Annotated in this window: 14 protein-coding genes; 12 read left to right on the forward strand and 2 right to left on the reverse strand. The window is 45.2% G+C overall.

The features are described 5' to 3' along the window. Positions 1-68: 68 nt before the first annotated feature. From mnmE to ACZ5V1_RS02645, 9 genes are all read left to right on the forward strand, one after another. Complete coding sequence (gene mnmE / locus ACZ5V1_RS02605; RefSeq protein WP_464390477.1) at positions 69-1445, forward strand: tRNA uridine-5-carboxymethylaminomethyl(34) synthesis GTPase MnmE; 1377 nt, start codon at positions 69-71, stop codon at positions 1443-1445. A 266-nt stretch (positions 1446-1711) separates the two neighbouring features. Further along, entirely contained in the window at positions 1712-2377 is a 666-nt protein-coding gene (locus tag ACZ5V1_RS02610; protein WP_464390478.1) for a 4Fe-4S binding protein, read from the forward strand. Between the two features lie 3 nt (positions 2378-2380). Continuing rightward, positions 2381-3763, forward strand: a complete 1383-nt coding sequence (locus ACZ5V1_RS02615) for a 4Fe-4S binding protein (protein ID WP_464390479.1) — start codon at positions 2381-2383, stop codon at positions 3761-3763. Positions 3764-3840: 77 nt separating this feature from the next. Next, positions 3841-4455 (forward strand): 3'-5' exonuclease, encoded by a 615-nt coding sequence (locus ACZ5V1_RS02620; protein ID WP_160717092.1) that lies wholly within the window; start codon positions 3841-3843, stop codon positions 4453-4455. Between the two features lie 197 nt (positions 4456-4652). Beyond that, positions 4653-5339, forward strand: a complete 687-nt coding sequence (locus ACZ5V1_RS02625) for a response regulator (protein ID WP_464390480.1) — start codon at positions 4653-4655, stop codon at positions 5337-5339. Between the two features lie 58 nt (positions 5340-5397). After that, complete coding sequence (gene pstB, locus ACZ5V1_RS02630) at positions 5398-6147, forward strand: phosphate ABC transporter ATP-binding protein PstB (RefSeq protein WP_464390481.1); 750 nt, start codon at positions 5398-5400, stop codon at positions 6145-6147. 61 nt (positions 6148-6208) lie between these two features. Further along, the gene (gene phoU, locus ACZ5V1_RS02635) at positions 6209-6883 is read left to right on the forward strand and encodes a phosphate signaling complex protein PhoU (RefSeq protein ID WP_464390482.1); all 675 of its coding nucleotides are present in this window, start codon (positions 6209-6211) and stop codon (positions 6881-6883) included. A 702-nt stretch (positions 6884-7585) separates the two neighbouring features. Next, positions 7586-8788, forward strand: a complete 1203-nt coding sequence (locus tag ACZ5V1_RS02640) for a dicarboxylate/amino acid:cation symporter (protein ID WP_464390483.1) — start codon at positions 7586-7588, stop codon at positions 8786-8788. A 173-nt stretch (positions 8789-8961) separates the two neighbouring features. Further along, positions 8962-9429 (forward strand): YybH family protein, encoded by a 468-nt coding sequence (locus ACZ5V1_RS02645; protein WP_160716946.1) that lies wholly within the window; start codon positions 8962-8964, stop codon positions 9427-9429. A gap of 154 nt (positions 9430-9583) precedes the next feature. Here ACZ5V1_RS02645 and alaS read toward each other — a convergent pair whose 3' ends face one another. Together alaS and recA are read right to left on the reverse strand one after the other, a co-directional pair. Continuing rightward, on the reverse strand, positions 9584-12229 hold the full coding sequence (alaS, locus tag ACZ5V1_RS02650; protein WP_464390484.1) for an alanine--tRNA ligase: 2646 nt from the start codon (positions 12227-12229) through the stop codon (positions 9584-9586). 101 nt (positions 12230-12330) lie between these two features. Beyond that, complete coding sequence (gene recA / locus ACZ5V1_RS02655; RefSeq protein ID WP_464390485.1) at positions 12331-13410, reverse strand: recombinase RecA; 1080 nt, start codon at positions 13408-13410, stop codon at positions 12331-12333. Positions 13411-13641: 231 nt separating this feature from the next. Between recA and ACZ5V1_RS02660 the strand changes: the two genes are divergently transcribed. From ACZ5V1_RS02660 to treS, 3 genes are all read left to right on the forward strand, one after another. Continuing rightward, a complete protein-coding gene (locus ACZ5V1_RS02660; RefSeq protein ID WP_464390486.1) occupies positions 13642-14721 on the forward strand; it encodes a tRNA(5-methylaminomethyl-2-thiouridylate) methyltransferase in 1080 nt (359 codons plus the stop codon). Positions 14722-15291: 570 nt separating this feature from the next. Then, complete coding sequence (locus ACZ5V1_RS02665; protein ID WP_464390487.1) at positions 15292-16653, forward strand: sodium-dependent transporter; 1362 nt, start codon at positions 15292-15294, stop codon at positions 16651-16653. Positions 16654-17097: 444 nt separating this feature from the next. After that, the gene (gene treS / locus ACZ5V1_RS02670; protein ID WP_464390488.1) at positions 17098-20427 is read left to right on the forward strand and encodes a maltose alpha-D-glucosyltransferase; all 3330 of its coding nucleotides are present in this window, start codon (positions 17098-17100) and stop codon (positions 20425-20427) included. The last annotated feature ends 133 nt before the right edge of the window (positions 20428-20560 follow it).

The following is a 20560-nucleotide window of genomic DNA, read 5'->3' on the forward strand; positions in this document are numbered from 1 at the left end:
TGAAAAAGAGGAGCCCTCGGCTCCTCTTTTTTGTGTTACTCTCTTTGAAAATATTTTAGGACACAGTCATGACCCAGAACGATACAATTGCAGCGATTGCCACAGCAATGGGGCAGGGTGGTATTGGCATTATCCGCATAAGCGGTGTTGAAGCCGGTACTATTCTTCGCAAACTGTTCCGCTCTTCCAATACAAGTTTTACAGACTTTCGCCCTTGGGTGCTCCATCATGGGCACATTTTAGATGCTAAAGGCGAAGATTTGGATGATGTACTGGTCGTGCATATGCCGGGAACAAAAACGTTTACCGGTGAAGAGTGTTCAGAAATCCACTGTCATGGTGGACCGGCAATTTTAAGTAGCGTACTTGAGGCAATCTTTGCACTTGGTGCACGTCCGGCGGACTGTGGCGAATTTTCCAAGCGTGCATTTTTGAACGGGCGTATGGATTTAACTCAGGTTGAAGCCATTGCGGAGATGATTGCAGCTCCGGCTCGTGAAGGTGTCCGCCTTGCACAGGCAAAACTTGATGGCTTGCTTGGGCAGCGTATTGTGGAATTACGTGCCCGCCTTGAACTTGTTCGTATGAAGCTGTGTGTTGCTGTGGATTTTCCAGAAGAAGATTTGGAATGTCTTGATCCACAGGAATTCAAAAACGATATTTCTTTTGTACTGGAAGCTATCCGCATATTGCTCGGTAACTTCACTCGTGCACGTTGCTGGCGCGACGGTGCTCTTGTTGTACTCGCAGGTCAGGTTAATGCTGGTAAATCCAGCCTCATGAACGGCTTGCTTGGTCGTAAACGTGCGATTGTTACAGAAATCCCGGGCACAACGCGCGATTTTTTGGAAGAGCATCTTACATTCGACGGTTTGCCTATTCGACTTGTTGATACCGCAGGACTTCGCGAGACTGGTGACATTGTAGAACAGGAGGGCGTTCGCCTTAGTCGTGACCTTTCCTCACAGGCTGACCTCGTTCTACTCGTTGTTGATGCAACCCGCGGCCTTGGTCCGCACGAAAGAGAACTCATCGCATCTGTCGGTGCAGAGAAAATTCTTCTCGTATGGAACAAAGTAGACTTGGTTGACGAGTCGCAAGATATTGAGACTGAAGACTGTTCCATCGTACAAATTTCTGCCAAACATGGTGATGGGCTCGATATGCTTGTTAAAGCAATTCGAAGTAATATTCTGAGCCGTAATGGTGATGCTAAGGAGCCGGAAGCAGGCGATTTGGTTCCCAACCTTCGTCAGAGCCACGCTCTTGAGCAGTCAGTCACAGAGCTTGAAGGGTTGCTTGAAGATCATGCCATGCAGATTCCATATGACTTACTTGGTGTACGTCTGGAAACAGCGTGTTCCATTTTGTCTGAAATAACAGGCGAAACGACACCGAATGAAATTTTGAATAAAATTTTTGAGAGTTTCTGCATCGGTAAGTAGAAGTAAAAGGCTTGAGTACTATTCATTATCAGGATAGTTTCTCGATAAGCGCTTGATTATACCCGAACAACGGCACAAGTGTGTGATGTACGTCACAGCAATCTTGTGCCGTTTTTTTATTATTATTCTACTGCTTCAACCTGATGCTTTGGTTTATTACAATAGCTCTCTTGGTAGAGCCATCGTAATAAATCTATCCGATCAACGTGTGCTGTTGTGTGATGGAGGCATTGAGTTGGGGCAGTCCTTTTATGTATGGAGTTTTTATGTCTAAACCAGCTGTAGAATCAGTAGAAATTACCGCCTGTCGCGGTATCTTAGGCGGTAACTGTCGATTTGCTATGGATGCCAACGAAGCATTTCCAGCCGCTATACGTAAGGTTGTAGAGCAAACAGGATGGGATGGTTTCTTGCGTACGCAGATTCGCGGCCCATTGTTGCACCATCATACACTCAAAATTTCTGTGGCTGCATGTCCCAACGGATGTTCACGTCCACATATTGCCGATATAGGTATTATTCGCGCCAAGCGACCGGAACTTATTCCTGACATGTGTTCCCATTGTGGACTGTGTGGACGTATTTGTCCGGACAAAGCTATCTCGTATGACAAAGGCGAGCCCGTCTTTGACCATGAGCAGTGTATGAAATGCGGTATGTGTATGGAAAAATGTCCGGAACGCGCTATCCGTGCTTCTGAAGACGGGTATCGAGTTGTTCTTGGCGGAAAGCTTGGCAGACACCCGCGCCTTGCATCTGAACTGGACGGTATTTTCTGTGAAGAACAGGTGCTCGCTATTGTCGTTAAAAGTGTATTTTATTACATGGAGCAGTATCGTCCAAAACTGCGTTTCGGTACTCTTGTTGAAGAAAATTATGACGCATTACTGCAGCGGTTGGAGTTTGCTAACACCGTTCGCTGCAAAGGATAACGAATGACGACACCGCAAAAAAAGTGTGATCCGACAGGAGATGCTTCCTGTGAAGTCTCTTCTGTTTCTCCGCTACGTGCTGGCTGGTTGGCTGTACCTGTATTGGGTTTTATAATTCTGGCTGCACACTTTTTGCGGTTCGGTAACATGGGCCTTGCGTTATCGATTGTTGCTATGGCTGGGTTGTGTTTCACCAGACTTGGCTGGGCGCGTATTGTGTGCTCCGTAGTATTGTTTGCGGGATCTTTTTTGTGGGTGCAGTCTGGAATAGAGTTTGTTCAGATCCGCATGGCGGTGGGACAACCGTGGGTAAGACTCGTAGCGATTATGGGGAGTGTCTGTGCTTTTAGTTTGTTCGGAGCATGGATTCTCAGCACAGAAAAAGCGGCAGTTCGCTTTTTCAAAGGCAGGACAACAGCTATAAGTCAGGCAGCTGTTTTTATTCTTGCGAGCGGTGGGCTTTGGCTTTGTCGTGCAATGCCTAAGAATATGACGTTACTCATTGCTGATCGGTTCGTTCCCGGAAGCGGGGTTATCGAAATTTTTATTATAGCCGTTTATGCAGCATGGCTGTGCGGCTTACTCTTGGACAAGCGTACGCAGCGTAAGGCACGTTCGTATGCATGGGCGTTTTTCTCCTTTATTTTCTTTGGCCAACTTGCGCTCGGATTGCTTGGTTTTACAACGTTTCTTATGACTGGTTCATTGCATCTTCCGATACCTGCCCTTATTGTTGCAGGGCCGTTGTATAGAGGCAGTGGTTTTTTTATGCTCATCCTTTTTTCGGTTTCTGTACTGCTTGTGGGTGCGGCATGGTGTAGCCATTTATGCTACATCGGCGCATGGGATGACAGAATGAGTCGTGTGTACAAAGGAAAAACAGGGCGCTTGCCAACGTGGGCTCCTAAGGTTCGTATTGTTCTTGCTGTTGTAGTTTTTGCTGCTGCATTGGGCATGGGCTTAGCGGGTGTGCCGGTTCTGGTTGCGGTATGGGCTGCAGCAATTTTTGGACTGGTCGGTGTTGCGATAATGCTTTTTGTGAGCCGCCGGATGAAGATGATGGTGCATTGCAGTGCGTTTTGCCCTTTAGGTGTCATGTCAAACCTGCTTGGAAAGATAAGTCCATGGCGTCTGCGTTTTTCAGATGCATGTACCAAGTGTAATGCGTGTGTTGCTGTATGCCGTTATAATGCCATTACTCCTGAGCGGTTAGAAGCAGGTTCTCCTGCATTTTCCTGTTCGCTATGTCGTGATTGTACCGCAGTGTGTAAGCATGGAGCGGCTGAAGTTCGATTCCTCGGTTTTGCTTCACCAAAGTTTACTCATATATTTGTAGTGCTAGTTACATCTTTGCATGCAATCTTCTTAGGTGTGGCCAGAATGTAGATAGTCGACCGTATTCAGCCAAAGGGCTTTACGAGACCACTGTGGTTATGTATTCTTACAGTCCACTAAATATGACTATGAAGTATGATCCAGAACAATATAAGCGCAAAATTACCAAAGAAGAGATCAACGCGTTGCCTTTGCGAAGATATGATGGCGACATCTGTCTTATCCGCACAGAAGGTGAACTGCAGTACGCTGTAGATCGCATGCGAGAGGAGGACTTGCTCGGTTTTGATACCGAAACGAGACCTACCTTTAGAAAAGGCAAAATAAATCTTCCTTCTCTGGTTCAATTAGCGTGCTCGGATGTTGTCTTCCTCATCCAGCTGAACTGGGTGCCTTTTAGTGAACCTCTTATTTCGTTACTTGCCGACAACTCTATTCTGAAAACCGGAGTAGCCGTCAGAGACGACATTAAAGATTTACAGAAGCTGTCCCCGTTCAGAGACAGAGGTGTGGTTGACTTGGGAGAGATCGCCCGTCACATTGGTCTTGAAACCCACGGATTGCGCAATCTTGCTGCAAACTTGTTGGAATTCAGGATTTCAAAAGGAGCGCAATGCTCCAATTGGGCGAACAAAGAGCTAACTCATCAGCAGATAGTATATGCTGCTACTGATGCTTGGATTAGCCGCCTTATTCACATTAGAATGGAAGAGACTGGCCTTATGGCTGGCATTTCCCTTTGATTACTGCAATGCGTTTTAGCAATGCAAAAAAGGTCGGAATCGTATGATTCCGACCTTTTTTGTTTTTTTGAAACAAAAAAGGTATGATTCCGAACCATTGTTAATAAATACTTCATTTTGTCATATTGATGTAACCATGTCTCCCTTAGGTTGTAACGAATTACTGATGTAACCGTCATGCGAGTCGGAGGAAACAGATGGCTAATACTATTTTGCTTGTAGAAGATGATGAAGATATTAGACAGCTGCTCACGTTTACGTTTGAAGCAGCAGGATTTGATGTCATTACGCGCTCAGATGGTCAGGAAGGGCTGGATGCAGCCGTGGCAGAAACTCCGGATGTTGTGATTCTGGATATTATGCTGCCTTCCATGAGCGGACTGGATATCTGTAAAGTGCTCAAGCGTAATACAGAGACTGAATCTATTCCGGTAATCATGCTCACCGCACGTGGTGAAGAAGTGGATCGTGTCGTCGGGTTGGAACTCGGTGCAGATGATTATGTAGTAAAGCCGTTTAGCCCACGGGAACTTGTTTTGCGTGTGCGTGCCGTGCTTAAACGTAATGCGCCGCCAGAACCGGCTTCCAAAGCAACAAGCCTTAAAATGGATGGCCTTGTTGTAGATATGGATGCGTATAAAGTTCTTATCGATAATGAAGAAGTGCTGCTGACAGCAACAGAATTTAAACTACTCGCAGAATTGCTTAAGAATAAAGGCCGTGTTCGTACACGCGACCAGCTGTTGAATACCGTATGGGGATACGAATTTGAAGGCTATGCACGCACAGTAGACACACATGTGCGTAGACTACGCCAAAAAATCGGGGACTACGCAAAGTATATCGAAACCATGCGTGGTGTCGGATACAGATTCAAAGAATAGCTTTTTGCTGAGCATACAGCACAGCAGAATGATTGTAGCAATGGTGGAGTAAATCAATATGAAGATGTATGCCAAGGGGCTGAATTTCTACTACGGTGATTTTCAGGCATTGGAAGATATTAACCTTGAGTTTGCACAGAATCAGGTGACATCGCTAATCGGCCCTTCCGGTTGTGGTAAATCTACCTTTTTACGCTGTTTAAACCGAATGAATGACCTTATTCCTGTGGCGCGGGTGGAAGGTGAGATTGTTCTTGATGGTACCAATATTAATACCCCGAAGCTTGATGTTGTAGAGCTGCGCCGCCGTGTCGGGATGGTTTTTCAAAAACCGAATCCGTTCCCGAAAACTATTTTTGAGAATGTTGCTTACGGTCTGCGGGTAAACGGCATTAAGGATCCTTCATTTATTGCTGCAAAAGTTGAGGAAAGTCTTAAAAATGCTGCCCTGTGGGATGAAGTAAAAGATCGCCTTGAGACATCCGCTTTAGGACTCTCGGGGGGACAGCAGCAGCGCCTTTGTATCGCTCGTGCGTTGGCCGTTGAGCCAGAAGTGCTTCTTATGGACGAGCCTGCATCTGCACTCGATCCAATTGCTACGCAGAAGATTGAAGAGCTTATTTTTGAGCTTAAGAAACAGTACACCATCATTATTGTAACGCATAGTATGCAGCAGGCAGCCCGTGTTTCCGATAACACAGCCTTTTTCTACATGGGCAAGCTTATTGAGCATGGTGAAACTGAGATACTGTTTACAAGACCTTCGCAGAAGCAGACAGAAGATTACATTACCGGCAGATTTGGTTAGCGTTTTCGCAATCACCATTTAGTCGCCGAAATGCCCACGACAACTTTTTTGGAGAAAATACATGGAGACTCAGTTTCATGTAAAGCTGGATGCTTTACGAGCTAAATTACTGGAAATGGCTGCACGAGCACAAAACGCTGTTGAATTTGCCACCGTGGCACTTTTACAACGGGATGTAGATCTGGCAGAGCGTGTCATCAAAGAAGATAGACTTATTGATGAAATAGAATGCGAAGTGGACGATATGTCCTTGCGCCTGCTTGCATTGGATACCCCTGTTGCGATTGATCTGCGTTCCATTGTAGGAATGATGCGTGTGGCAGTGAACCTTGAGCGAATCGGGGATCAGGCTGTGAACATCGCACGACAGGCTAAATATCTTTCATCCAGACCTGCATTACCTTTCGAAGCAAATTTGGAAGAACTTTGTTCCGTAGCTCTGGATATGCTGAAAACATCTATTATTGCTTTGCGGGAAGGGGACTCCATGCTTGCCCGTGAGGTGTGCCGCATGGATGAAGAGTGCGACGAGCTTGATGTGGAAGTGATCAAAGAGCTCGTGAACTATATGGGCTATGAATCTCCTGCTGTTAAGCGAGCTGTCGCTGCAATTTTATCCTCTCGCAGTTTGGAACGAGTAGGTGACCTTTCTACAAATATTGGTGAAGCTGTTGTTTTTATTATTGAAGGCGAGAGCATTAAACACAAAATTTGTAGTCAAAAAAGCACCTTGTAGAAACATATAGAGATGGCAGTCCAGTTTTTGTGTAAACAAAATATATTTAAAATAAAATTTTTGTTCCAAGTTTTTAAAGCTGGCTTGAATGATGAATGAGAAGAAATGCCTCTTGTGTTTTTTACATAAATGGTAAAAATTTACTGTTGTTAGATGAAGCCTCTGTACAAAAATTTTGTGCAGGGGTTTTTCTTGTACCGTGCAGAAAAGATAGAAAATTTTTCTATATATACGGGTTGTCTTGCATGACGAAAATGTCAAAAAATATTTTTTACTATGATTTTCAAACTAATATTTGAGAGAGAAAGTATTCGTTACTTATTTGTAATAGTGGATTTTTTTCAGATTTGACGAAAAAGCAAAGGTGCGCTATTCACCCTAAGCTTTTAGCGTTAGCACTATAATTTTTTGTCTACATCAGGTCACGTAACGGCAGTCATAAGTCTGCCTTTTTTGTTGCTTGAGTGACAGTAAGTAAAGATATTTTTAATAAATATCCCATAGATATTTGCTCGGAGAACACCCGACTAAATGCGTAACGCATACGCGTAGGTGTCTAAACACCGGTTGTGACGAGCAAGCTGCATTTTCAGAGAGGAGGGTGCAGGTTGTGCTGCCATTAGTCACTGCAAATCCGGTGGCTGCTGTTTTGAATAAATTTTGTTTGATGCTGTTGCATCCGGCAAGTAAAGGAGATCTTTAATGAAATTGTGGACTCAAATCCTCATCGGTATGGTCGTAGGTGTGGTTATTGGTGCGTTTGTACCGGCTGTTGTTCCTTACATTACTCCTGTTGGAACCCTGTTTATTAATGCGATTAAAATGCTTATCGTGCCTTTGGTTTTTGCATCCCTCGTAACTGGTATGACCAGCATGGACGATGTGAAAAAACTTGGTCGCATCAGCCTTAAAACTATCGGCATTTACCTTACCACTACACTGGTTGCGATTTCTATCGGTCTCATTATCGGTGAACTGCTCCAGCCGGGCGCGGGTATGAACCTTGCCGCTGCCGGTGAACAGGTAACCAAAGAAGCTCCTTCCCTTACCAACACATTAACCGGCCTTATTCCTAAGAACCCGATTGATGCAATGGTAAAAGGTAACATTTTGCAGATCATTGTATTTGCAATTTTCATTGGCCTTTCTATCAACTTTGCTGGTGAAAAGGGTACTCCTGTAAAGAACTTCTTCGGATCTCTTGCAGAAGTAATGTACTCCATGACGTCTATTGTTATGGCATGCGCACCATACGGTGTTGCTGCTCTTATCGCTAAAGTAGTTGGTCAGTACGGTATTGATGCGCTGCTGCCTCTGGCAAAAATTATCTGTGCAATGTACGTGGGCGCAATTGTCCATGTTCTCTTCACATACGGTAGTTACGTAACGGTAATTGGCCGTCTGAACCCTGTGAAGTTCTTCCGTGGTATTCTTGATGCCCTTATGGTTGCATTCTCTACAGCTTCCAGTGCGGGTACTCTTCCTGCTACTATCCGCTGTGCAGAAAAGAACCTCGGCGTTTCTCCTTCTATTTCTAGCTTTGTTCTTCCGCTTGGTGCTACCATCAACATGGATGGCACAGCGATTTATCAGGGCGTATGCGCACTCTTTATTGCGCAGGCATACAATATTGATCTTACCATGGGTAATATTGTGACCATCATGCTTACAGGTACCCTTGCTTCAATCGGTACAGCCGGTGTGCCTGGTGCTGGTCTTATTATGCTTTCCCTTATTCTTTCCTCTGTAGGCCTTCCAATGGAAGGTATCGCTCTCATTGCCGGTATTGACCGTGTCCTTGATATGGCGCGTACAACTGTTAATATCTCTGGTGACGCAATGACCGCGGTTCTTGTATCACGCACCGAAAATGAACTTGATGAAGAAATATACAACGCTTCATAGTTCTCTTTACATACCGTAAGTTAAAGGCTCGCAACATTAGTTGCGAGCCTTTTTTATTAAATGGTGTGATAAGCCGTATGAAATAATTGCCCGCTGCTACTTATAGGGGGAGTGTGTACTATCGAATAGAAATCTAAAGATAGTTACGCGTAATAATTGAGTATGGAGAGTGTATGAAAAAACTAATCGGCTTCCTGATTATGTGTATGTTTCTACCTGTAGGTGCTTTTGCTGAACAAGAGACGATTCCTTTGGAAAAGATTACAGATCCGGATATGGCACATGAGATGTTTGTAAAGGCGATAAATGAAAAGAATATAGATCAACTATGCGCAATGTATACAGATGATGCAGTAATGGTACTGCGTGATGGCAAATTAGAAGTCAGCGGACAAAGCAGTATCCGTAGAGTGTTTTCCATAATGGTAGACATGGTGGAAACACTCCAGATTGAAACTGTGTATCAGGTTGAATCTGAAGACACAGTACTTTTTAGATCAAAATACAGCTCAGTGTACAAAACCCCTGATGGAAAGACTGAAGAGGTTGTGAGCAGCGGAATAGAAGTATTGGAACGTCAAGAAGACGGGACATGGCTATTTTCGATTGATCACCAGAATGGTGGTGCAAACGTTTTGTAGATTAGTAAACTGGCACAGCACATATGGAAAAAGGGCTTGAGATTATCTCAAGCCTTTTTTGCGTTATTACGACATGCTTAAATTCACATGATGTCTCAATAAAAAAGCCCATACACTTTCGTGCATGGGCTTTGACTTTACGGGATAGAGCTGGTTAGCCTTTTACGAGGGCTTTAAGTTTTTCGAATGCAGCGTTGATACCATCTGCATTGTTACCGCCAGCCTGTGCCATATCAGGACGTCCGCCGCCTTTACCGCCAACTTCACCGGCAATCTGACCGATAAGCTGACCAGCTTTGAACTTGTCATTGAGGTCTTTAGTAACCGCTACGAGAAGGGTAACTTTACCTTCAGTGTCTGCAGTCGCAAGACAAGCGATACCGGAACCAAGTTTAGAACGAAGATCGTCCATAATGTCGCGCAGTGCTTTCACGTTAGGAACGTCAACGCGTGCTGCGAGAACTTTTACACCGTCGATGTCAGTTACGTTTGACATGAGATCGCCGCCCTGACTGGAAGCTGCTTTCGCTGCAAGCTTTTCCATGTCTTTACGCAGGGAACGATTTTCTTGCTGCAAGACTTTAACGCGGTTAGCAACATCGCCAGATTTGCCCTTAACGAGACCGGCAATTGACTGCAGCTCTTCGCGGTTGGCAAGGGAGAGGTTGAGTGCGTTAAAGCCCGTTGCTGCTTCAATACGACGGATACCGGCAGCAACGCCGCCATCGGAAAGAATGAAGAAAGAGCCGGCCTGACCTGTAGCAGAAAGGTGAGTACCACCGCAAAGTTCAACAGAGTTGTCGGCGATAGCAACAACACGAACCTTATCAGTGTATTTTTCACCGAAGAGAGCCATTGCGCCTTTCTCAACTGCTTTATCGTATTCCATTTCAGCAACATCAAGCGGAATGTTCGCCATGATCGCTGTGTTTACATCCAGCTCAATCGCTTTGATTTCTTCTGGAGTAAGTGCGGAAATGTGGGTGAAGTCGAAACGCAGGCGGTCTGGAGTTACCAGTGAGCCGGACTGCTTAACATGATCACCAAGTACGCGGCGAAGAGCTGCGTGGAGTAGGTGAGTACAAGTGTGGTTACGTGCAGAAGCGAGACGAACTTCTTCGCTAACCTGCATGTTCACAGCCTGTTCGTTGCGGATGCTGCCTTCAGAAACTTCAATGTGATGAACGGTAAGTTCTGCATTTGGTTTCATAGTATCAAGCACGGTAGCATTGCCGGAATCAGCAGTGATGACGCCATGGTCACCGGACTGACCGCCGGATTCGCCGTAGAATGGAGTCTTGCTGGTTACAAGGTAGCCTTTTTGGCCGACAGCAAGGGACTCAACATTTTCTGCTTTTTCATCCATGAGTACTGCGATACGGCTCTCGGTGCCGAGGCTGTTGTAGCCAACAAATTCGCTGCGTGTGCCTTCTTCAAGAAGAGACTGGAAGCGTGCAGCAAGTGTGTCGCCAGCAGCGCCTTTCCAAGCAGCTTTAGCACGCTGTTTCTGCTGTGCCATGAAAGCTGTGAAGCCTTCTTCGTCAACAGAGATACCGCGTTTTTCAGCGATGTCATTGATGATGTCGATAGGGAAACCAAAGGTGTCGTACAGTTTAAATACTGTTTCGCCTTTGAGTTCTTTTTTCGGTGTATTTTCAACAGCAAGGAGTTCGTCTTCCAGAAGAGCAAGACCTTTATCCAAAGTTTTGTTGAAGCCTTCTTCTTCCATAATTACGACGCGATCCATGAATTCTGCGTTGTCGCAAAGTTCTGGGTACTGAGGACCCATAACTTCAACAACTTTAGCAACAGACTTGTGGATGTAGCAGCCGGAGAGACCCATCAGGCGACCGAAACGGTATGCACGACGGATAAGGCGGCGCAGAACGTATCCGCGGCCTTCGTTGGAAGGAAGGATGCCGTCGCTGATCATGAAAGCAATAGCGCGGCTATGATCAGCGATAACGCGAAGAGCAGTGTCCACGTCGTCGCCGTCTTTTTTGTAGGTAACATCTGCAAGATCAGCAATAAAGTTGATGAACTCGAGGAAAAGGTCGGTGTCATAGTTTGAGTTTACACCCTGACAAACCGCTGCAATACGCTCAAGACCCATGCCGGTATCGATGTTTGGCTTAGGAAGTGGTGTGCGAACGCCTTGTTCATCCTGATTGAACTGCATGAATACGAGGTTCCAGATTTCAAGGAAACGGTCGCAATCACATTTGCCAATGCCACAGTCAGGACCACAGGTCATGTGTTCGCCCTGATCTATATGGATTTCTGTACACGGACCACAAGGACCGGTGTCACCCATAGACCAGAAGTTATCCTTTTCGCCGAGACGGAAAATTTTTTCTTCAGGCACGCCTGCTTCGGTCATCCAGATTTCTTTAGCTTCATCATCATCGCTGTAGATGGTGATGAAAAGCTTATCTGTAGGAAGACCAAGCTCTACAGTAAGAAATTCCCATGCAAAGCGGATAGCATCTCTTTTGAAGTAATCGCCAAAGCTAAAGTTGCCGAGCATTTCAAAAAATGTGTGGTGGCGTGCAGTACGGCCTACGTTTTCAAGGTCGTTGTGTTTGCCGCCTACGCGCAGACACTTCTGGGAAGTGGTGGCACGTACATACGCTCGTTTTTCCTGACCGAGGAATGTTTTTTTAAACTGAACCATACCTGCGTTGGTGAAGAGCAGAGTGGGGTCGTCGGCAGGAATGAGGGCCGAAGAAGACACAATTTTATGTCCCTTGTCCTCGAAGAATTTGAGAAACTTCTCCCGAATTTCGTTTGCGGTAATCACAGCGTTGTCTCCCTTGGAAAAACATTAACGGCTTATTGTTAAAAGAAACGCCGCCCTGTAGTCAGGGCGGCGTACTTTATTCTCAAATATGAGAAGCGATGTTATTTTTTGGAAGATTTTTTAGAAGCAGGAGCCGGTTCCGGCTTTGCTTCTCCATTATCTTCCTCAATTACGCCCAAATGTATAAGTAATTTCTTTTCAATCTGATCTCTGATTGCGTCATTGTCGTTCAAGAAAGCTCGAACATTTTCTTTACCCTGACCTAAACGTTCAGAGCCGTACGCATACCAGGCACCACTTTTATCTACTATACCGTGTTCTACACCAAGATCGATCAATTCACCAGTACGGGATATGCCTGTTCCGTACAAAATGTCGAATAAAGCTTCACGGAATGGTGGTGCAACTTTGTTTTTAACAATTTTAACGCGTGTGCGGTTACCGAACACTTCTTCTTTATCCTTAAGAGACTGAATGCGGCGTACATCAATACGGATAGAAGAGTAGAATTTAAGTGCGTTACCACCAGTTGTAGTTTCCGGGTTACCGTAGCCCATTGTGTTAATCTTCATACGGATCTGGTTGATGAACATTACACATACATTGGACTTATGGATTGTACCGGTAAGTTTACGCAGGGCATGAGACATAAGTCGAGCCTGACTGCCGACCTGTGTTTCGCCCATGTTGCCTTCCAGTTCTGACTGCGGAATAAGCGCAGCAACGGAGTCGATAACAATAATATCGACAGCACCGGAACGAACAAGCATGTCGGCAATATCAAGAGCCTGCTCGCCGTAATCCGGCTGGGAGATAAGCAGCGCTTCAGTGTCTACACCAAGGCGGCGAGCGTATGTCGGGTCAAGTGCGTGTTCTGCATCAATAAATGCCGCAGTTCCGCCCTGCTTCTGGCATTGTGCAATGGCATGCAGTGCAAGGGTAGTTTTACCGGAGGATTCAGGGCCAAAAATTTCTGTAACACGGCCTTTCGGAATACCACCGATGCCCAGTGCGATATCCAGTGTAATGGAGCCGGATGGGATAATAGGGATTGCGACATGTGCATCGTCATCCAGTCTCATTACGGAACCCTGTCCGTATTTTCGCTGAATAGTGCTCATAGCCGTGGTAAGAGCCTCACGACGCATATCATCCGGACTCATTGCGGATTTAGTAGCCATTTTTTTTATCTCCGTGCGGGAAGTGTTGTTTTGGGAGCGCTCATCGTGAATAGCAAATCGCTGAGTCAGGGGCAATCTCCAAAAAGTACAACGTTGATTATGTACATTGTACAAATCAAGAGTATCAAAAAAATATGTGTCCGAAAATCTTTATTCATGAAATCAGACGAATAGGGTTTGGAGGGTAAAACTAGTCTTGCTTTTATACGTAATGGGTCTTATTTGGCGTGCATGGAAAAGGTAACGAAGCAATATGACGCCGTGGCATTACTGTCCGGCGGACTGGATTCTCTGCTCGCTGTAAAAGTAATACAGGATCAGGGGCTTAGGGTAAAAGGGTTACATTTTGTAACTCCATTTTTTGGTAAACCGGACTTGGTGCCCCACTGGGAAGAAATATACGATATGGAAATCGACGCAGTTGATGTGTCGGAAGAGTACGTACGTATGATGGTGGAACGCCCTGTACATGGGTTTGGTAAAACTCTGAACCCATGTGTTGACTGTAAAATCCTGATGCTCAGAAAAGCACATGAGTTGATGGAAAGTTTCGGCGCAAAGTTTATTATCTCCGGTGAGGTTATCGGGCAGCGCCCGATGTCGCAGCGTAGAGACACTCTTAATGTTATTAAGCGCGATGCAGACGTGCAATCCGTACTGCTTCGCCCTTTGTGTGCATTATGTCAGGACCCGACCCCAATGGAAGAGTCTGGACTGGTGCAGCGCGATAAACTGTTAGGTCTTTTTGGACGCGGACGTAAAGAGCAGCTTAAGCTTGCTGAACATTACGAGTTCACTGAAGTTCCTTCACCTGGTGGCGGCTGTAATCTTACTGAACGTGAGAATGCCAGACGCTACTGGCCTGTGCTCAAATTTTCTCCGACACCTTCTGTGGCAGACTTTAAGCTCGCCAACGTAGGACGTCAGTATTGGTCTGGAACGCACTGGATGTCTGTTGGTCGAAACCAGATAGACAATGAGCTGCTTCTTGAGATAAAGTTGGATACAGACATAGTTTTTAAGGTTGTTGACTATCCGGGCCCTATCTCCATCGGTCGTCAGTTTGAAGGTGCTCCGTGGACAGAAGAGACAATCGCTGATGCAGCAGCATGGGCGGCTTCTTACTCTCCAAAAGCAAAAAAAGCTGGCGTTCCAATTGAAGTGAGTGTAGTAACTATAGGTAAGGACAACAAAGAAGAACGTATCCTTACTGTTACTCCAACGCGAGAAACACCAATGGGCTGGGCTGAATGGCTTTGGCCAAATGCAAAAGAAGAAATACGCGACGAGGCTCGTGCCCGCGCGAAATAATAGAATTTCCTGGATGATTCGTGAGCCGCTGACACGTAGGCAGAATCAATACTATCAAATGCAGGCACCTTGCCGTTGTCACCAAAGGGGATTGAGTTGCTCCTGGCGGCGGCTGCCATATCCTTTAATTAAAGGATTTTGCAAGGTTTCACCGGTAACGGTCAATCCGGGGTCATATTAGAGAGCTTTTTCACATCTGTGAAAGAGCTCTCTTTTTTTTTGTCTTTATTGTCAAATTATAAAACTGCAGAAACACGTACGTTAGTTTGTCATTTTTGTTCAAAGACGAAAAATAAAGGGAAAAATGTTTTTTTTCAGCGACTATTTCGTATCTACAACAGTTAGGTTGTATCTATAATAAAGACAATAAATGGGTTACAACGGTAAACGCTAGTAATTGGTTGCGCTATTATTTGAAAATACAGAAAGTATTTCCGTATTTACTGACTGTCGCGGTAGGGTATGACAAATTGGAATGGTAAATGTGACTAAAAAGACTTGAATGCATCGCCGTTGCACACTACAACGGGGCGACAAATAACAAAACTGTTAAACTCGTTGAGGTGGAAAATGACGTCTCCTGTGAATAATCGCGATGGGTTCGCCACTGCTCTTGGTGTGCTCACTGCGACTTTAGGCTCGGCAGTTGGCCTGGGTAATATTTGGAAATTCCCGTACATGACAGGTGAAGGCGGCGGTGCCGCGTTCCTTATCGTATATTTGCTTGCCACTCTTGTAGTTGGCCTTCCTGTAATGATTGGCGAAATTATGCTTGGTCGTAAGGCTCGCCAAAACGCAATTGGTACATGGCACAAGCTTGCGCCTAGTTCCCCTTGGTTCCTTGTGGGCTGTGGCGGCGTACTTGCTGCTTTCTGTATTATGGCTTTCTACACAGATGTAGCAGGCTGGGTTTTTGCTTTTGTAGTTAAGGCTGCATCCGGTCAGCTTAACGGGCTTGATAAAGCCGTTGGTGAAGCTGCATTCGGTTCCATGGTATCTGACCCAATCGGTTCTTTAGCATGGCAGTGGTTTGTTCTTGCTCTTGTTGCACTTATCCTTATCGCGGGTGTGTCAAAGGGTATTGAAAAAACAACTAAAATCCTGATGCCTGTTCTGTTCCTTATGCTCTGCGCTATCTGCGTGCGCTCCCTTATGCTGCCAAAAGCAGGCGAAGGTCTTGCGTTCCTGTTTGCTCCAGACTTTTCTAAGGTAACAGTCGCAGTAGTACTTAATGCTATGGGTCTTGCTTTCTTTAAGCTTTCCCTCGGCATGGGTACTATGATGACTTACGGTAGCTACTTCCTTGATGAAGCAGATATCCCTAAAACCACCATGCGCGTTATGCTCGCTGACCTTACTGTATCAATGCTTGCAGGTATCGCTATTTTCCCTGCCGTATTCAACTACGGTCTTGCTCCAACAGCTGGTCCGGGCCTGCTCTTTATGACTATGCCAGCAGTATTCAGCGCGCTCCCTGGTGGACAGATTTTCATGACCATGTTCTTCGTGCTTACATCCGTAGCAACCATTGGTGCTATGTGTTCCCTGTTCGAAGTTCCAGTGGCATTCCTTATCGAAACTATCCCGTCCTGTTCCCGTAAAGTTGCAACAATCATCGTTGCAGTTGGTATTGGACTGTGCGGTGTACCGGCAACGTTGTCATTCAGCACTCTTGCAGACGTGACAATCTTCGGTAAGAACTTTTTTGATATGTACGATTTCCTTAGTTCAAATATTCTGCTTCCTGCTGGCGGCGCATTTATCTGCCTGTTCGTAGGTTGGGTATGGGGCTGGGAACGTTCTAAAGAATGTCTTACCAACAACGGTACTCTTTCTAACGAAGGTATCCTCAAGGTGTGGTTCTTCCTCGTAAAGTGGATTACACCAATCCTCGTGTTTATCGTATTGCTTAAAGGTCTTGGCGCATTCTAAGGATGCCTTAGGCTAAGGCGTCTGCGATGTTTTTTTTTGCCTCCGGCGGCCAGAGAACCTTTTTGTAAAAAGGCTTCTCTGGACTCTCCAAAAACTTTTATTTGCGAGGTTAGCCCGTTGTTTTTGTAATTACACGGCTATACTCCACAGTCTTTCGTAAAATGAAAAAGGGCTGTCCTTCATATGAAGGACAGCCCTTTTTGTTATTCAAGTTAGTGAAATTGAGCCGTGTAAAAAATATATCTACGGGCTTTTTCGTGTAATAAAAGTTTTTGGAGATTTTTAAGAACCTTTTTTCAAGAAGGTTCTTAAAGCCCCGCAGGCAAGCGCCGCCGGAGGCATCACCGGCTATAAAACAAACCCGTGGCAAAATAATCGCATTTCAACCTTCGTGAGACCTTGTTATGGTTAGATGATCACGACACCTAACTCTCAGGAAGTTGTATGCCGAAAAAAACAAACTCAGATTCCAATACTGCCACATGGTATAAAGATGCGATCATTTATGAATTGCATATTAAATCGTTTTACGACTCCACAGGGAGCGGTAAAGGGGATATTTTAGGCGTTATTGAAAAGTTAGATTATTTGCAGGATCTTGGCGTTACTGCTGTATGGTTGTTACCGTTCTTTCCGTCACCATTGCGGGATGATGGGTATGACATTCAGGATTATATGAATGTTAATCCCGACTATGGGACGATTCAGGACGTAAAAAAACTTATTCGTGAGGCGCATAAGCGTGGCTTGCGGATTATTATCGAGTTGGTGTTGAACCATACTTCCGACCAGCATGAATGGTTCAAACGTGCACGCCTTGCGCCTGCCGGATCTTCACATAGAGATTTTTATGTGTGGAACGAGTCGCCGGAAAAGTATGAGGATGCCCGCATCATTTTTAAGGACTTTGAGCCTTCCAACTGGAGCTGGGACCCGCTTGCCAATGCGTACTATTGGCACCGATTTTACCATCATCAGCCTGATTTGAATTATGAAAATCCGCAGGTGCATAAGGCCGTCTTCAAAGTGTTTGATTTTTGGTTCAAGCTTGGTGTTGATGGTGTACGGCTGGATGCTGTGCCGTATCTATATGAAGAAGAGGGCACGAACTGCGAGAATTTACCGAAAACTTTTACCTTTTTGAAAAAGCTGCGCGCACGCCTTGAGACTCGATATAAAGACCGGATGTTGCTTGCAGAGGCAAACCAGTGGCCGGAAGATGCTGCGGAATATTTTGGTGATGGTGATGCATGCCATATGTCGTTCCATTTTCCTTTAATGCCGCGCATGTTTATGGCTCTTGAGATGGAAGACAGATACCCGATTATTGATATTTTGGAACAAACTCCAGAAATTCCGGAGAATGCACAGTGGGCAATTTTTTTGCGTAACCATGACGAACTGACGCTTGAAATGGTGACGGATGAAGAGCGGGATTACATGTACAGGATGTACGCACGCGACCCTAAAAGCCGAATCAATTTAGGGATCAGGCGCAGGCTTGCTCCGTTGCTTGGCAACGATAGGCGCAAGATTGAGCTGATGAACGTACTGTTGTTTTCCATGCCGGGAACTCCGGTGCTGTATTACGGTGACGAAATTTCTATGGGCGATAACTATTACCTCGGTGACCGTGACGGGGTTCGTACGCCTATGCAGTGGAGCGCCGATAGGAATGCGGGTTTTTCTCGATCCAATCCACAGAGTTTATACCTGCCGGTAATTATTGATCCTGAGTATCACTATGAGGCTGTGAATGTGGAGACAGCGCAGGGGAACAAGTCGTCGTTGTTCTGGTGGCTGAAGGGTATGATTGCCATGCGTAAAAAATATTCTGCTTTTGCGCGGGGCGATGTGTCTTTTCTTATGCCGGATAACCATAGGGTGTTGGCTTTTATCCGCACCTACGGTGAAGAAAATATTTTAATTGTCTGCAACCTGTCGCGTTTCCCGCAAGCTGCTTCACTTGATCTGGTCGGCTATGAAGGGTGCGAACCAATTGAGCTTATGTCGCATACCAAATTCCCTATGGTTCGAACTGCGATGTATGACTTGACGCTTAACCCTCACGGATATTTCATGTTTACGTTGCATCGTAATGTTGCAGAAGAGGTGGCACGCTCCGAAGTGGTTCCAGATATTACGGCATCGACTGTGAATATGTTTGATAAGGAATTTAGAAGCGGGCTGGAGAGTGTGCTTCCGTCATATTTCATACGCCGTAATAAGCTTTTGACGACGAATACTATCCTGCGGGATATTTCTATTCGGGAAGCAATGCCGTTTGGTAAAGAAACACAGCAGTCATGGCTTCTTGTTGTGTCTGTGCAGTTTATGCAACAACCTTCAGAATTGTATACGTTGTTTGTAAGTCGAGTAGAAGGGACAACGGCAACAGATATTATTACAGCGCGAACTCCTGAGCTTATCTGCACACTTAACGAAGGTGCGGATTCCGCTGCGTTGGTGGAAGGATTTATTGAAGGGCGGAGTTGCGAGTCGTTTATCAATTTATATAAGCAGTTGAAAACTATTTCCGGTAGGAATGGTGTTTTTTCTGTGATTCAGGATAGGCGTAGGCTTCCGGTATTCCGTGATTGTTTTGGCTGGTGGAAAGATTATCCGGAATCCAGTGCCGTTGTTTGTGGTGATGATCTATTTTTCCGTATGTATCGTAGGTTAAGCGATGGTATTAACCCGGATGCAGAGATGCTTGAGTATCTATCTGTAACATGTGGATTCCCGAATGTTCCGCGTTACTTTGGTGCTGTGAAGTATGTTTGTGAACGTGGAGATGAGCATTATGTAGGTGTTTATAGTCAGTACACGCATTCTGAATCTGATTTACGCCAAATGGTGGTGGATAGCATTACGCGATTCTATGAAGGTAGACTTGCGATAGATAGTGCCATTGAAAAAACACCGGAAGAGCTTGATGGTGATGTGTTCGAAATAGCTTTTGAACGTCCTGAGTTAAATAGTGCAGAGGTGTTGACAGAAGCGGATGTTACGGTGTTTACCCTACTGGGGAAACGTCTTGGTGAAATGCATCTGGCGCTATGCCGACGTGAAGCAAGTAAGGATTTTGCTCCTGAAGCATATTCTAAATTGTATACGCGTTCCGTCTACCAAAGTGTACAAAGTGTGATGAAACGCACGATGGAAAAGCTTAAACGGAAGAGAGGAAGGCTGGATAGCAGTGTTATTCCGCATGTAGATATGTTACTTGAGCGCAAAAAGATGATGCTTGAAGATGCAAAGCAATTTCTTGAATATTCGTATGACTGCCATAAAATTCGATTGCACGGCAATTTGTACCTTCGAAGAGTCTTTTACACAGGTAAAGATTTTCTGTTTGTCAATTTTGAAGGGCAGAAACATCGTTCGTTTACAGCTCGCAGGCTCAAAGATAGTTCGCTACGTGATGTGGTTGATCTGCTTGATTCTCTTCAGTACACCGCGCTAAGTGTTTTATACAATGCCTCATTCATACGTTCTGAAGATAAGGATAAGCTTGAAATATGGGGTGAAGTGTGGCGCAGAAATGCAGGCGGCGTGTTGCTGCGTAGTTATGCAGAAACTGTTGAAGGTAGCGGCTTGTTGCCAAATGACCCGTTAGCGTTACGCTGTATGCTGGATGTTTTTTGTCTTCAAAGGAAATTTATGGATTTACGGCAGTTTGAATCAATGGATCCAGTGGAGCTGGAGATTGTACTAAAGAGTGTTTTAAACATTCATTGTCCGCAATCAGGACGAGCCTGTGATCGGAAATAGTGTTCCAATAAAAAAGAGCCTGCATTGAGTGTGCAGGCTCTTTTTTATTGGAATAAATCTTGCAAAATTATCTATTAAACAGTGCATCCGGAAAAAAGTGTCATTTTCTTGAACATAGTCTGTCCGGAACTAG

This window comes from Halodesulfovibrio oceani subsp. galateae (assembly GCF_055397225.1).